This window comes from Paraburkholderia phymatum STM815 (assembly GCF_000020045.1).
Classification (GTDB): Bacteria; Pseudomonadota; Gammaproteobacteria; order Burkholderiales; family Burkholderiaceae; genus Paraburkholderia; species Paraburkholderia phymatum.
In genome coordinates, this window is record NC_010623.1 from 1,879,521 (window position 1) to 1,892,881 (window position 13,361).

The window sequence follows — 13,361 nt, forward strand, 5'->3', positions numbered from 1 at the left end:
GATTTAATTCCGGCCGCTTTTGGTCAACAGAATCAGAAGCTGGCAGCGTCGTAGCGCTCGAGTTCAGCCATCTCCGCAAGCACCCGCTCTTTCATTTCAAGCTTTTCGTTCGGGGTCTGGTCGACGGTGTAGGCATAAATCAGCAGCGTCAACGGGTGGACGCCGATGCCACCGGCAATCTCGTCAAGTTTCTCAAGGGTCGGCGCTTGCAGGCCACGTTCCAGCGCGCTCAGATAGGTCCGGCTTGAGACCGTCAGGGATTCCTGGGACACGCGACGCATTTTGCGTGCTGCCCTTAATGCCCGCGCAAGACCGTGACGGATCGACATTTATTGCTGCATGACATAAAACCTAAATGTCGTCGGCTGCACACTATTACGCTACAATTGATAATGTGCAATATGTAACATAGGGAATCCGCGACAAGGTGCTTTAATGCCGCAGGTCGCGGGAACTTCAATCAGGTTCGGCTGCTTCAATGTTCTTTACCAAGCCACAGTGGCGCGCTCCGTACAAGATCGTCGGCGAGACGTCTGATTTCTGGCAGATCGCCGGGGTCTCACATCTCTCCACGACGTTTGTGGTCCGATCAGCCCACGTTGAACGTGATGAGCCGGACGCTTATTCGTTCGTTGTCGCCCAGGCAGACGCGTTGCTTCCGTTGCTTGAGAGTTTTGTATCGGCGCCGCCACGCGTATTTGCGATCGATTGGGACAGAATGATCCCGGTTGTCAGCCTTTGGTCGTGCCGTGAGAGGAGCAGGTCAAAGTTCGAATTTCTGGCATATGGAGACGAGAATGGGATTTTGCGTTCGTGCGATCCTCGACGATCGGATCTGAACCGGCTTCGGATACGCACGTTACTGTGGGAGCGCCTAGATGCCGACGCCACCATGAAGCCTGTTCTGACTTCGGCATAATAGTGGCGTTGGAACCTCCGTCGCCTGCCAATGTGTTAGCCACATCGGAAGTCGAGTTGACCCCCTCGGCGATTATGCTCGTGTGATCCCGTATCTGATGGACGATGTTGCCCGTTCCGAACCGGTGGGGCAGAGATACTTCATCTCGCGTGGCCTCGGCGCCTCAATTGTTCTCAGATTGGTCAACGACGGATGGCTACGTGTCTTTTCGCCTGATACGTATCTGTTGCGTGGCCGGTTGACGACTTAGCAGGTGTTCTGCGGACTTTGCAGGTCTGTTGGCGAAACGCAATAGCCGAAAAAACTAAACTCCGTGGCCGCAGAGTAGTTCGTGCGGGTCGCGCAAGCGATCCTCCGATTCACCGGATTGAATCAATCAGCGGCACAATGCCCCGCATCAGCCGGACGGTGTCTATGTAGATATCGTCATTCTGGTTTGAGTGTTATCCGGCCATTTTTTGTCTGATTCGACCATCTTTTGCCGGCGCCGAGACGGTCTACATGCTTCTGAATTCCCCGAGCCCATGAAAAATCGGCCTCAAGTCCGAGGTCGCGCACGAGCCTGACAACCTTCACGCGGTGGCAGTGGCTCAAAAACTGGTCCAGCACGTCGTCGCGCAGGTTACGCAGGCTAACCATGAGGTTGCTCGCTTCCTCAAGCGACTGTCCTTTGCCAATGTCGCTGGCGAGTTCCAGGATGGCGCGTTCTGGTACTGACACCTTGACCTCTGGGTCGCCGGACGGGAGGGGCTTGAGGCCCTTTTCGTAGGGCAGATCGTCATCGAACAGGGCTGTCGTCTGAAACGAGTAGCTCAGGTGCTCGCCCACCCACGAGGGGATGCGATACGGATTCTGGCCCCATAGCACAACCTTTTCGCGAAACGCGATGTTGTGACGGACGCCTTGCCACGAAAGGGCTGTTTTCCCCCCAACGTGAAGACCAGCGATGCGTCGAGTCAGGTAGGCGATCGAACCGTCTCTTGTCGGAGTGTCTCCGGTCAAGAGGTATACGCCCTGCGAAAGCCGTTGCAGCCACCCGGATTTGACCATGTGCGCCGCGAGCGCAGCGCTGACCCCCATGTCCCTGAGCATGTCGGAATCGATAGGGTGGCCGCGGCGGCTCTCCTGCATCATCCTCTGGACGGTTTTGTTGCTCATCGGTTTCTGCCGTTTCGCGTTATCTTGCTGCAGTATATGCGCACGTCATTTGATTATTTGCAATTATCTAACGTCCCGGAAAAAATTAATGGCCGCGCCCTGCACGGCGATGTGGCTCGTATGCCGTAAGCGCACAATTTCCCTCACCTAGCTTTCGCGTCCAGCAAGATCCCGATTGCGTCCGCAACCCTAACATGGCTGCTTCACCGTCAGTGTTCGTGCCAGTCATCGCGATTCCGATCCGGCGCCCGCGCCTGCCCAGTGCATTCGGGGCACGCGCCCCTTATCTCTTGACTTCGATCGCGCTTGCCGTAGTTGGCGGCACGTTGATGACAGGCGGTCGTGGAAATTATGCAGGCATGCTCGGTGGAGCACTACCGCTGACGGCGCTTGCCACGTTCCTATCTGGGTCCGCCATGCCGTCCGCGGCACGGAGCCTTGTCTACCGCGCTGTCGTGCTTGCAGCCGTTGTCGCCATGCGTGATAAGCGGATCGCATAGGTATAGGTGTCGGGTGCAAATCGAACAAACGAGGAGGCTATCGTGCTGGTTTCTGTCCGCAGAATTGTTACCCACACCGATGAGGGGGGACGCTCATACGCATTGATAGACAGCGTAGCGACAAAGATTATTGGAACTTTAGCAGAGCTCTGGACGACCGGGGCGGCGCCGCATGACCACAAAACTGTTGAAGACACCGGCGCGTCGTCCAGGACGCTGGGCCCGGCTGCTCCAAACGGTACGGTTTTTCGTTTCTTCGAGATTCCGCCCGAATCTGCCAGTGCTCATCTATCCCGCGAGGAGAAGCAGAAAGCGCGGAGTGAGCTTTTCGAAGGAGTGGGTGCCTCAGACTGCCAGCCCGACGTCCAAGTATGCACAAGACGGCCACGACGGACTATATCGTAAAGACGACTTAGGGGGGCACGTCAAGCCCTTCGTCAAATCCCAGAAGAAGAATCGCGACGATGCAGAGGCGATCGTGGAAGCGGCATCCCGGCCGACGATGCGCTACGTCGAGTGAACAGTGTTGAGCGGCAGGATATCCAGTCCATGCATCGAATTCGCAGCCTGCTCATGCGGGACCGTATCGCCCAAATCAATCAGATACGAGGCCTTCTGGTTGAATACGGTTTCGTCATTGCCCAAACGCCGCTGAAAGTTCGGCAGCAACTGCCCGCCATCATCAACAACGAGCAGTTGGCCCTTGGCAAACGGGAGGCGTCCGTATAGCTGTTTCATGAAGTGAATGCGCTGCATCGTTGCGACTGGAAACGGTGGGCGGCCGGTCTTGCCAATGTGGTAGCGCGGCTCGATGAGCGCGATCAGTTCTTGCAACGACACCACGCGGTTCATCTCATCGAGAAACGCGCGCTTGCGCGTGCGCTTCGTTGCCTGAACTGCAGATCGATCCAGTTCAGCAGTGGTTCGCGGCAAGGACCGCGCGGGCACCATATGAGCAGGGGATCGTCCCCCCAGCCGACCGATTCTCAGAGACGTCGGCCATTGGGGCATAGAACAAGCGCCTACGAACCTTGTCTTGGCCGCGAGAGAAGGAGAAGCGTAAAGCTACAGAAATATCCCAGACTGTTGGCGTGTGTACCGCGCCGCGCACGAGTGGAATCGTCATCGTCTCCTCAGTGCTTGTTTGACGACAGCGTTGTAGCACACGATGACGTCGCGTCATCCAATCCGTACGAGTTCGCTTTTACAACGCAGGCGTTGCTTGGAGTAATGAAGTGCGGCCAAACTCAGGCTGCCGATCTCACTGTTTGTGAGTCGACGGACAGCTTTCGCGGGTGCACCGAGGATTAACATTCCTTCACTGAAAACCTTTCCTTCGGTTATCAATGCCCCTGCGCCCACGACGCAATTTTTCCCAATTATTGCGCCATTCATGACCACGGCTTGCATTCCTACCAACGTCATGTCGCCTATTGTGCAGCCGTGCAACATTGCTTGATGGCCAATCGTAACGTTTTCACCGACGACGATCGGAAAGCCATCATCCGCGTGTAGTACAGCATTCTCCTGTACGTTGGAACAGGCGCCAATCGTGATCTTGTCTTCATCACCTCGCAGGACTGCGCCAAACCAGATACTTGAATTCTCCCCTACCGCCACCTCACCAATTAGTGACGCCGAGTCAGCAACAAACACGCTCTCGTGAACGGTAGGGATTGCTTCCCCCAATTTATAGATTGCCACAATCTCTCCTAGAAGTTCGTTACTTTCAGTCTGCGGAATCCATACAGGTGCGTAGCACCAAAAGTCATTGCTGACAGGACTGGGCAGAGCAAGAGATCCGATTTCGCCCGCAATAGTACGAGCAGCTCGATCGTTCGAATGCTCGTGCAGGCAGGGCGCGTGATCGAAAAAGTCGAGGCTATCTCGCGTGTTCAACAACACGTACTCAGTCAGGTCGACCATTTTTAGATGCGGTATCGCTGCGCGCGACAAGCGGCGCATGCCACAAACTTTCGGCCCGAAGGAAGTGCTATGATACCAACCAATGGGTCAAAAAAATGATCTTTGCGTTCTAATTTTGTATATATCACCGCTTTTTCTTTGCGGGGCTGAACCATGAATGCGCTTGAGCACCAACTCGAATATCCATTTGCTGATCGCTTGCCAGACGGGGCGGATCCAGTAGAGGTCGGTCCTGGGGTCTACTGGTTGAGGATGCCGTTGCCTTTTGCATTGGACCATATCAACCTCTGGCTGCTAGAAGACGAAATTGACCGGGTATTGGGCTGGACGGTTGTCGACTGCGGTGCTGCAACGGCCGAAACGACGCAGAGATGGGAGCGTCTGTTCGATAGTGTTCTTGATGGTCTGCCCATCCTGCGTGTACTTGTGACTCACTGCCATCCTGACCATATCGGGCTCGCGCATTGGTTATGCTCTGGCGGCGACAAGCGGCGCTGGAGGGCGCCTCTTTGGATTTCGTTCGGTGAATATACCCTTGGGCGGCTGCTGAGCAGCGGAGCGGTCGTCAATGTTGGCGGGGAGACTGTTTCCAACCATTTCAGGGTGAATGGCCTGCTAGATGATGTTGCATTGGAGGGGGTGAAGAATCGAGAGAACTACTATCGCCGGCTTGTCCCGGATGTGCCTGGGCAGTATCGCCGCATTATGGAAGGCGATGAATTGATGATTGGCGAGCGTAAGTGGCGAGTCGTTACCGGATTTGGACATTCCCCGGAGCACTGTGCCCTTTATTGTAAGGAAGATGGGCTGCTGATTTCAGGTGATATGGTTCTTCCGCGAATTTCAACAAATATTTCCGTTTTTGATCTGGAGCCGGACGGTAACCCGCTGGAACTCTACCTTTCGTCTCTTGCTGCATACGCCGCCATGTCCGAGGACACCCTTGTTCTACCATCACACGGTAGGCCTTTCACTGGTCTGAGGACGCGAATACAGCAGCTTCGCGATCATCACGCTGAGCGGCTAGCGGAAGTGATGGCCTTGTGTTCGCAGCAACCGAGCTCAGCTGCAGATATCGTCCCGGTGATGTTCAAGCGGAAACTAGACATGCATCAGATGACATTCGCCATGGGTGAGGCCTTGGCGCATCTGCACCTGCTCTGGAATCGGGGCAGTCTGACTCGCATTGTCGATGCTGCAGGGATCCTGAAGTTCAAGTCGAGGTGACGTGAAAGCATCCCAACTTCCCTACGATTCCGTTGCGCGCCAGTGGGCGAAATCCCTAATCTGCCAAAGTGTTTTCGAGGGCCGCCGGGAGTTTGGCTTGCCTTGAACGAGGCATTCAATTGCCGCGTATTGGCAGCGTAGGGACACACCGAAGCTGGGTAGATGCCCGAGGTGACAGCGCCCGCGTTGTGAGAATTTTCGTAGATTCTCGGCGATGCGTCAGAACATAGCCTCTAAAGTCGTTTCTTAACTGTTTGGCTTGCCTGGACGAAGCAGTTGACTGTGCGGTCAAAAAAAAAGACAATGAAATAATCGGCTGCGGACCGCGGGCTGAACGCGAACTGCGGGCGGGTGCCACAAGGAAATTATGGTAATTCAGACATTTCACGGCGTCGTTTACCCGTCGCATACGGACGCCATGGGTCATATGACAGTGCAATATTACGTTGCGGCCTTTGATCAGGCGATGTGGCACCTCGTCTCCCGTTTGGGATATGACCCTCTGTGGCGAGAGTCTCGATCCGAAGGTTGGGCAGATGTACGCTACGAAATCGACTTCAAAGCCGAACTTCGTGTTGGTGACCTTTACACCGTCGAGAGCGCGGTCGTTGATGTAGGCAAGAGTTCGCTCAAGTCTCAGCACAAACTCCTTGGACGGGACGGTACTGCAGCAGAGTTGCTAATGACCTCCGTATATTTCGATCTAAAGGAGAGGAAAAGCATCCCAATTCCACAGTCTGTGCGCGACGGAGTTCGGGGTCTGCTCGAATCGTCCGAAATAGGTCAAGCGATCGCGCCCCCAAGTGGTGCGTGAGCGTCATATTTCTAAATACATAGGGTAAAAGTTATGAAACTTGACCGAAGAGAACAGCTGAAAGCCAAAAAACAGGCCTACGTTCAGGACGAGATTATTGCGTCTGCAGTAGCTCTTTTTGCAGAGAGAGGTTTCCGCGCGGTCACGATCGACGACATCGCGTCGAACCTCGGCTACACGAAGTCAGTCGTGTACTACTACTTCGAAAGCAAGAACGAGATCCTCTGGCAGATCTTCAATCGAATCTACGACAGCTATTTGGGAATGGTTTCGGCCATCGTGGAAAAGCAGCTACCTCCCGAGGCCGCACTCAAAGAGATAATCATGGGTCACGCGATGATGGTTATGGAGCGGCGTGACTGGACTGCTATCTACAATCGGGAAGAGAGCGAACTCGACGAGAAGCAGCGCAAGGTGTATGACCAACGCCGGCGAGAATACGACGGGCGGATCAAGGAAATATACAACGACGGTGTCGAGAAAGGCGTCTTCCGCGACGTTCCGGCGAATATCGCTATCGCCGGAATCCTCGGTATGTGCAACTGGCTTTACAGATGGTATAGCGAGAAGGGGCCGATCCCGGCGGCTGACATTGCGGGCTACTACGTCGACATTTTGACCAATGGCTTTATGACCGAAGGAAAAGCTGCTAAATCGTCGGTTGGTAAATCGACCGCGGCCAAATCGTCGGCGAAGCTGAGCAAAGTGGCTGCGGGCTAAGTGCGATATCAGCGGAGGCAACCAGCGGTCCTTGCCTTGAAATTGCAATGACCGGTCGTCTCGCAACATTGTCACCGTGACTGCGTCAGGGGGCGCGTATCAAGTGCCCGCGGGTTCAAGGCAAGGAGCAGTTCTTGTACACACCGTTCCTGACTATTCTCGAGCAGGCTTGATGCAGTTTTCACCGCTGCGACGATTCCAACCTAAGTTTGCTGTGGCGATCCTTGGCGTTCATTGAACTGAACGCTGAACCGGTACAGCGATCTAGCGTATCAATCGGGTCGACCTGATCGATCCGTCTGCCTACGAATGTGAGCTCCTTCGTCCGTGCAGTGCGGACGACCAATGCACAGATGTGTCGTCCCGCACTCGGTTATCAGGCCACGTTCTAATCCTGACTAACCAATCCGCGTCTTCGATGGAGTTACTGCGATTCCATCAATTTCGATTTTTGCTCGCGAGTCATACAGTTGGACCACCGGGATGAATGTGCTGGCAGGCGGATTTTCTCCCGTAATGAACTCCGCGCGAACTCGTTTGAAAATCGGGAGCAGGCTCGGTTCGAAGTTTGGCACGTAGTAGGTGAAGCGGGCTACCGCATCAAATCCTGCCCCTGCGGCTCGCAAGGTTCGTTCGAGAGCCTGAAAGGTTGTTCGCACCTGAGTTTCGAAATCTCCATCGACAAAGTTGTCTTTCTCGTCCGCAGAGACGTGACCCCCGAGCACCAGAATTTCGCCTGACGCCTGGACTGCCTGCGAGATCCCGGCATAAGAGATGCCAGGTGGATTGATTGCAGTGAGCATTGCTGATCTCCATCGTTGAAAAAAGCTTCACTGACTGGGTAACGGCGCTCGCCGTCCCCGTGTCAGGAGAAAACACAAATCCAAACATGCATCGTCGTCAATCCGGCGCAACTCGTTGCGAGCAACCGGACTGAACTGCGAATGTCGCCGCGGGCCCCACGAGCGTCTGCCGTCAGGCAATCCTCCATCTATTTCATTGCCGTCGCGCGTCGTTCGCCGCTCCGCGGCGTCAGCGAAGACAGGTTATTATAGACTAAATGGACAAAAATTAGTCCAAGCAGTATATTTTAGAGACTGCGAAGTCTATTGGGCTTTGCGGCTGGATTTCAGGTTACGTGGTGGTATTCAATTGAACTGAGGAATGGACAGGACATGGCAAACGGCACAAGGCAGGCGTGGGAGACATCTGTAAGCGACGTCGAAGATGCGAGCGTTTATATCCGCGGATACGATCTGGGAGAGTTGATTGGTCAACTGTCTTTCGCTTCATCATCGTTTTTGCTTATCCGGGGCCGGTTGCCTACACCGGGTGAGTCGAAAATGATGGAAGCCGTGTTGTGCTCGGTGTTGGACTTTTCGCTTAAAAAGCCGGGCACCGTCGCAGCACGCTATTGCGTTTCGGGAAACCCCTCGATGGTTGCGGGACTTGCTACTGCGGTTCTATCTGCGGGGGAATACACGCTTGCTCCTGACGCCGGTGGCGAATTTATCGCGAGCAGTTTTGCCGAGTACAAAGGCAGCGGTGACTCCATGTCTGCGGTAGCCGACCTACTGGTGACAGGCATGCGCGCCAAGGGCCTGCGCGTGCCGGGATTTGGTCATCCCACTTTCCGCTATACCGACCCGCGCGCGCAGAAGCTGAAGGCGATCGCGCAAGAAAACCAGGTGTGGGGTGAAATGTGTGATTGGTATGAGGCGATCCACGCTGCTTTCATCAAGCAGGCAAATAAGCCCGACCTCGTTATCAACGAGGTCGGCATGCTCGCTGCAATTCTCGCGCAGATGGAATTTACCCCGGCGGAAATGACGGGGCTTGCACTGGTTTCAACGATGCCGGGCGTGATCGCCCACGTCTCAGAGGAGTTGAAGAGTAAAGTTCGCATTCGCGGTGTTGCGGATGTCGATGCCAAGTATTCCCGTGAGCGCAAGAACCTCGAAGAGGATCTGAAAGTTGCCGGTTGGCGCTAGTCGGCTGCCGTCTGCCCGGCCTGTCTTTGACGGTCCGGGCATTCGCGGCGTTTTCCCTTCCGTCGTCTCATGCCAAGTTAGGTGGGCAACCTCAACGTCAAATGCTGGATAACGCTCGCGTTCTGGAGTGTGCAGACCAGACAAGCATAGGAAGGTAGACGGAGCGTTTTTCCCGTCTAGATTGCTCGAACAGGCTCGATCAGTCTAGCAATGATGTGTGTTCAATTCGTACACCAGGCGATATAACTCGCCCGGTGTATGAATCGGTCACATGTTTGGATAATTTGGCCCGCCACCACCTTCGGGCGTGACCCACACGATGTTTTGCGTTGGATCCTTGATATCGCAAGTTTTGCAATGCACACAGTTCTGTGCATTGATCTGCAGACGATCGCTGCCATCGTCGTTTTTAACAAATTCGTACACTGCGGCAGGGCAGAAACGACCCTCAGGTCCCGCATAAGTTCTGAGGTTCACGCTTACCGGCACAGACGCGTCCTTTAATGTCAAGTGCGCCGGTTGGTTCTCCTCGTGATTCGTGTTCGATATGAATACCGATGACAACCGGTCGAATGTAAGTTTGCCGTCTGGTTTCGGATAGGTGATGGGCGTGAATTGAGACGCCGGTTTCAACATCTCGTGATCCGCGTGCTGATGGTGCAAAGTCCAAGGTACATTGCCGCTGAACAGTTTTTGCTCGATTCCCACCATGAGTGTGCCAACGTACAAGCCCTTGCTCATCCACTGCTTGAAGTTACGCGCCCGGTAAAGCTCGGTGTACAGCCACGAAGTCTTGAATGATTCGGGATATGCCACCAGTTTGTCTCCATGGCGGCTTGCTTGCACTGCGTCGAAGGCTGCGTCTGCGGCGAGCATGCCTGTCTTGATTGCAGCGTGGCTGCCTTTGATTCGCGAGGCATTGAGAAATCCCGCTTCGTCTCCCACGAGCGCGCCACCCGGAAAAACAAGTTCCGGCAAGGACATCAGGCCTCCAGCAGTAATGGCGCGAGCGCCGTACGACACACGCTTTCCGCCCTCAAGGAACTTGCGGATTTCAGGGTGGGTTTTGTAGCGCTGGAACTCTTCAAACGGCGAAAGGTAAGGATTTGAATATCCCAGTCCCACAACAAACCCCACCATTACCTGGTTGTTGTCTGTGTGGTAGAGGAACGACCCGCCATAGGTTTTTGAGTCCATCGGCCAGCCCGCAGTGTGGATCACCAGACCAGGCTTGTGTTTTGCGGGGTCAATCTCCCACAGTTCTTTGATGCCAATGCCGTAGACCTGAGGATCAGAAGATTTGCGCAGCTCAAATCTCTCCTGCAATTGTCGACCGAGATGTCCTCGTGTCCCCTCGCAGAAGAGGGTGTACTTCGCATGTAACTCCATCCCGGGCTGAAAGTTTTCGGTTGGACGCCCGTCCTTGCCAATTCCGAGGTTGCCTGTCGCGACCCCTTTGACTGAGCCGTCGATGTTGTAAAGCACTTCCGCGGCCGCGAAGCCCGGAAAAATTTCAACACCGAGCGATTCGGCTTGTTCCCCCAACCATCGCGTGACATTCGCCAGGCTGACTATGTAATTGCCATGATTTTTGAAGTTGTCGGGTAGCACCCAATTGGGCACAGTCCTCGCCGCAGATTCCGACAAAAACAAGAATCGGTCTTCCGTCACTTCGACGTCCAGAGGGGCGCCTTTTTCTTCCCAGTCAGGAATCAGTTCGTAAAGAGCACGAGGGTCCATTACCGCGCCCGAAAGAATGTGAGCCCCAATCTCGGAACCCTTCTCGAGTACACAGACGTCGATCTCGACACCTTTTTCCGCAGCGCGCTGCTTCAGACGGATAGCCGCCGAAAGACCCGCAGGTCCGCCGCCGACGATTACCACGTCGTACTCCATCGACTCGCGTTCTTGCGCTTCAACTTCTATTGATGACACAGCAAATGTACTCCGTAGGTGTAGCGGTGGGCGGCGAGGCGACATTTGGCGCAGCCGCCCGCAGGATCTAATGAGCCAGGACGCTAATCAAGGATAAATGCATACCGTTCTGGCTTCATCGCTGACCAGAAGACCTCTTGACGACGTTAATGCTGAAGTGCGCGTTCCAGCTCAGGAACAAGGTCGAACAGATCACCAACCAGGCCATAATCAGCAACACCGAAAATTGGAGCTTCTTCGTCTTTGTTGATTGCAACGATAACGTTAGAGTCCTTCATGCCGGCCAGATGCTGAATTGCGCCTGAAATTCCTACCGCGACGTAAAGTCTTGGGGCGACGATTTTGCCGGTCTGGCCGACCTGATACACGTTTGAGACAAAGCCCGCATCTACGGCCGCACGCGAAGCGCCAAGTGCGGCCCCAAGCGCATCAGCAAGCGGCGCCAGAACAGCGTGGAAGTTTTCCTTGTTGCCTAGGCCTCGACCGCCCGAAACCACCGTGTTGGCGCTAGTTAGCTCGGGACGATCCAGCTTCGTTATTTCGCGGGTGACGAACAGGGAGAGGCCAGTGTCGCTTGCGGCCTCAATCGTCTCGATCGTTGCAGTACCAGAATTGGCCGCCACAGCCTCGAAGCCTGTGGCTCTAACGGTGATGACTTTGACGAAGTCATTCGATTTGACGAGTGCGATCGCGTTGCCCGCGTAGATTGGGCGTTCAAAGGTATCGACCGAATGGACGGCCGTGATGTCGCTGATCTGCGCAACGTCGAGTTTTGCGGCGACGCGCGGCGCGATGTTCTTTCCGTACGCGGTCGCTGGCGCGAGGATGTGCGAGTAGTTTTGTGCAATGCGCAGTACCGTCGCTTCGACGTTTTCCGCGAGACCTTCGGCGAGTTGAGGCGCATCAGCCAGCAGCACCTTCGCGACGCCCGCCACCTTCGCAGCAGCGTCAGCGGCGCCTTGCGCATTGTGGCCAGCGATCAGCACATGCACGTCGCCGCCGATCTTCTGTGCAGCAGCAACCGTATTCAGCGTCGCAGCCTTGAGCGCCGCATTGTCGTGTTCAGCAATTACCAGAATCGTCATTTCATTCGTCTCCGTGTGCCCGAAAAAATCACAGCACTTTGGCTTCGGTCTTGAGCTTTTCGACCAGCGTCTTCACGTCGGCCACCTTCACGCCAGCCGAGCGCTTCGGCGGCTCGCTGACCTTCAGCGTCTTCAGACGCGGCGTGACATTGACGCCCAGATCTTCCGGCTTCACGGTTTCCAGCGGTTTCTTTTTCGCCTTCATGATGTTCGGCAGCGTCACGTAGCGCGGCTCGTTCAGGCGCAGATCGGTCGTCACGACTGCGGGCAGCGTGAGCGACAGCGTTTCCGCGCCGCCATCCACTTCCCGCGACACGGTCGCCTTGCCGTCAGCCACGACAACCTTCGAAGCGAACGTCGCCTGCGGCAGATTCGCCAGCGCGGCCAGCATTTGGCCCGTCTGGTTCGAATCGTCGTCGATAGCCTGCTTGCCGAGAATGACCAGTTGCGGCTGTTCCTTGTCGACCAGCGCCTTCAGCAGCTTGGCAACCGCCAGCGGCTGCAGATCTTCATTCGATTCGATCAAGATCGCGCGGTCCGCGCCGATCGCCAGCGCCGTGCGCAGCGTTTCCTGACATTGGGTCACACCCGCCGACACGGCGATCACTTCCGTGGCCACGCCCGCTTCCTTCAGGCGCACGGCCTCTTCGACGGCGATTTCGTCGAACGGATTCATCGACATCTTCACATTGGCAATGTCGACGCCCGTGTTGTCTGAATTCACGCGGACAGTCACGTTGTAGTCGACGACCCGCTTGGTTGCTACAAGTACTTTCATCCTGATCTCCCTCTACCGGTAAATCCCTTGGTTGATCCGTCCTGCGCTTTCAAATTCGGACCTGACGCAGTGCATTCCCTCGTCCATCACGAGGTCTGCTGTCTGCTGCTCAATCCCGAGAAATTGGGCGCCCCCGCACATGGAGCGGCAACGTGGTGACCGCCTCTGCGCGCGTTGACGACATCAAACAAACTAAAGATAATAAAAAACTGACCGCCAAGTATATATCGCAAATTTTCGGACTTGCAAGGCGCTTGAGTTGCATCTCGTGATGCATGGTGGCCGCGCCGTAGGATCGAAAACGTGGT

12 protein-coding genes and 2 pseudogenes are annotated in these 13,361 nt (G+C 55.3%); 6 read left to right on the forward strand and 8 right to left on the reverse strand.

What is annotated here, in order from left to right:
- Positions 1–32: 32 nt before the first annotated feature.
- Positions 33–329, reverse strand: coding sequence for a helix-turn-helix domain-containing protein (locus tag BPHY_RS24165; RefSeq protein WP_041764655.1), 297 nt, complete (start codon positions 327–329; stop codon positions 33–35).
- A 149-nt stretch (positions 330–478) separates the two neighbouring features.
- Between BPHY_RS24165 and BPHY_RS24170 the strand changes: the two genes are divergently transcribed.
- Positions 479–919 (forward strand): hypothetical protein, encoded by a 441-nt coding sequence (locus BPHY_RS24170; protein ID WP_012404092.1) that lies wholly within the window; start codon positions 479–481, stop codon positions 917–919.
- Positions 920–1,345: 426 nt separating this feature from the next.
- On the opposite strand, the gene BPHY_RS24175 is transcribed toward BPHY_RS24170, so the two are convergent.
- Positions 1,346–2,077 carry a type IV toxin-antitoxin system AbiEi family antitoxin domain-containing protein gene (locus tag BPHY_RS24175; protein WP_012404094.1) on the reverse strand — a complete coding sequence of 244 codons (732 nt, stop codon included), beginning with the start codon at positions 2,075–2,077 and terminating at the stop codon, positions 1,346–1,348.
- A 924-nt stretch (positions 2,078–3,001) separates the two neighbouring features.
- On the opposite strand from BPHY_RS24175, the pseudogene BPHY_RS39765 reads away from it, so the two are divergent.
- Positions 3,002–3,213: pseudogene (locus tag BPHY_RS39765) on the forward strand (IS110 family transposase); the annotation flags it as partial.
- 84 nt (positions 3,214–3,297) lie between these two features.
- Here the strand turns inward: BPHY_RS39765 and BPHY_RS38810 are convergent.
- Both BPHY_RS38810 and BPHY_RS24190 read right to left on the reverse strand, forming a co-directional pair.
- A pseudogene (locus BPHY_RS38810) lies at positions 3,298–3,528 on the reverse strand (hypothetical protein); the annotation flags it as partial.
- A gap of 228 nt (positions 3,529–3,756) precedes the next feature.
- The gene (locus tag BPHY_RS24190; protein WP_041765326.1) at positions 3,757–4,281 is read right to left on the reverse strand and encodes a gamma carbonic anhydrase family protein; all 525 of its coding nucleotides are present in this window, start codon (positions 4,279–4,281) and stop codon (positions 3,757–3,759) included.
- 375 nt (positions 4,282–4,656) lie between these two features.
- On the opposite strand from BPHY_RS24190, the gene BPHY_RS24195 reads away from it, so the two are divergent.
- From BPHY_RS24195 to BPHY_RS24205, 3 genes are all read left to right on the forward strand, one after another.
- A complete protein-coding gene (locus BPHY_RS24195) occupies positions 4,657–5,730 on the forward strand; it encodes an MBL fold metallo-hydrolase (protein WP_012404097.1) in 1,074 nt (357 codons plus the stop codon).
- Positions 5,731–6,097: 367 nt separating this feature from the next.
- Positions 6,098–6,544, forward strand: coding sequence for an acyl-CoA thioesterase (locus BPHY_RS24200; protein ID WP_012404098.1), 447 nt, complete (start codon positions 6,098–6,100; stop codon positions 6,542–6,544).
- A 33-nt stretch (positions 6,545–6,577) separates the two neighbouring features.
- Entirely contained in the window at positions 6,578–7,264 is a 687-nt protein-coding gene (locus BPHY_RS24205; RefSeq protein ID WP_012404099.1) for a TetR/AcrR family transcriptional regulator, read from the forward strand.
- Between the two features lie 398 nt (positions 7,265–7,662).
- Here BPHY_RS24205 and BPHY_RS24210 read toward each other — a convergent pair whose 3' ends face one another.
- A complete protein-coding gene (locus BPHY_RS24210) occupies positions 7,663–8,067 on the reverse strand; it encodes a RidA family protein (protein ID WP_012404100.1) in 405 nt (134 codons plus the stop codon).
- A 372-nt stretch (positions 8,068–8,439) separates the two neighbouring features.
- On the opposite strand from BPHY_RS24210, the gene BPHY_RS24215 reads away from it, so the two are divergent.
- Positions 8,440–9,255: a citryl-CoA lyase gene (locus BPHY_RS24215; protein ID WP_012404101.1), complete on the forward strand. Its 816-nt coding sequence runs from the start codon at positions 8,440–8,442 to the stop codon at positions 9,253–9,255.
- A gap of 267 nt (positions 9,256–9,522) precedes the next feature.
- Here the strand turns inward: BPHY_RS24215 and BPHY_RS24220 are convergent, their stop codons facing one another.
- From BPHY_RS24220 to BPHY_RS24230, 3 genes are all read right to left on the reverse strand, one after another.
- On the reverse strand, positions 9,523–11,151 hold the full coding sequence (locus tag BPHY_RS24220; RefSeq protein ID WP_052306149.1) for an electron transfer flavoprotein-ubiquinone oxidoreductase: 1,629 nt from the start codon (positions 11,149–11,151) through the stop codon (positions 9,523–9,525).
- 185 nt (positions 11,152–11,336) lie between these two features.
- Entirely contained in the window at positions 11,337–12,275 is a 939-nt protein-coding gene (locus BPHY_RS24225) for an electron transfer flavoprotein subunit alpha/FixB family protein (RefSeq protein WP_012404103.1), read from the reverse strand.
- Between the two features lie 28 nt (positions 12,276–12,303).
- Positions 12,304–13,053 carry an electron transfer flavoprotein subunit beta/FixA family protein gene (locus BPHY_RS24230; RefSeq protein ID WP_012404104.1) on the reverse strand — a complete coding sequence of 250 codons (750 nt, stop codon included), beginning with the start codon at positions 13,051–13,053 and terminating at the stop codon, positions 12,304–12,306.
- Positions 13,054–13,361 lie beyond the last annotated feature (308 nt).

Excerpts from the sequence above, each read along its gene's own strand:
- BPHY_RS24205 (WP_012404099.1), top strand. The coding sequence starts at position 6,578 with ATGAAACTTGACCGAAGAGAACAGCTGAAAGCCAAAAAACAGGCCTAC.
- BPHY_RS24220 (WP_052306149.1), bottom strand. The coding sequence starts at position 11,151 with ATGGAGTACGACGTGGTAATCGTCGGCGGCGGACCTGCGGGTCTTTCG.
- BPHY_RS24200 (WP_012404098.1), top strand. The coding sequence starts at position 6,098 with ATGGTAATTCAGACATTTCACGGCGTCGTTTACCCGTCGCATACGGAC.
- BPHY_RS24170 (WP_012404092.1), top strand. The coding sequence starts at position 479 with ATGTTCTTTACCAAGCCACAGTGGCGCGCTCCGTACAAGATCGTCGGC.
- BPHY_RS24175 (WP_012404094.1), bottom strand. The coding sequence starts at position 2,077 with ATGAGCAACAAAACCGTCCAGAGGATGATGCAGGAGAGCCGCCGCGGC.
- BPHY_RS24230 (WP_012404104.1), bottom strand. The coding sequence starts at position 13,053 with ATGAAAGTACTTGTAGCAACCAAGCGGGTCGTCGACTACAACGTGACT.
- BPHY_RS24195 (WP_012404097.1), top strand. The coding sequence starts at position 4,657 with ATGAATGCGCTTGAGCACCAACTCGAATATCCATTTGCTGATCGCTTG.
- BPHY_RS24215 (WP_012404101.1), top strand. The coding sequence starts at position 8,440 with ATGGCAAACGGCACAAGGCAGGCGTGGGAGACATCTGTAAGCGACGTC.
- BPHY_RS24210 (WP_012404100.1), bottom strand. The coding sequence starts at position 8,067 with ATGCTCACTGCAATCAATCCACCTGGCATCTCTTATGCCGGGATCTCG.
- BPHY_RS24225 (WP_012404103.1), bottom strand. The coding sequence starts at position 12,275 with ATGACGATTCTGGTAATTGCTGAACACGACAATGCGGCGCTCAAGGCT.
- BPHY_RS24165 (WP_041764655.1), bottom strand. The coding sequence starts at position 329 with ATGTCGATCCGTCACGGTCTTGCGCGGGCATTAAGGGCAGCACGCAAA.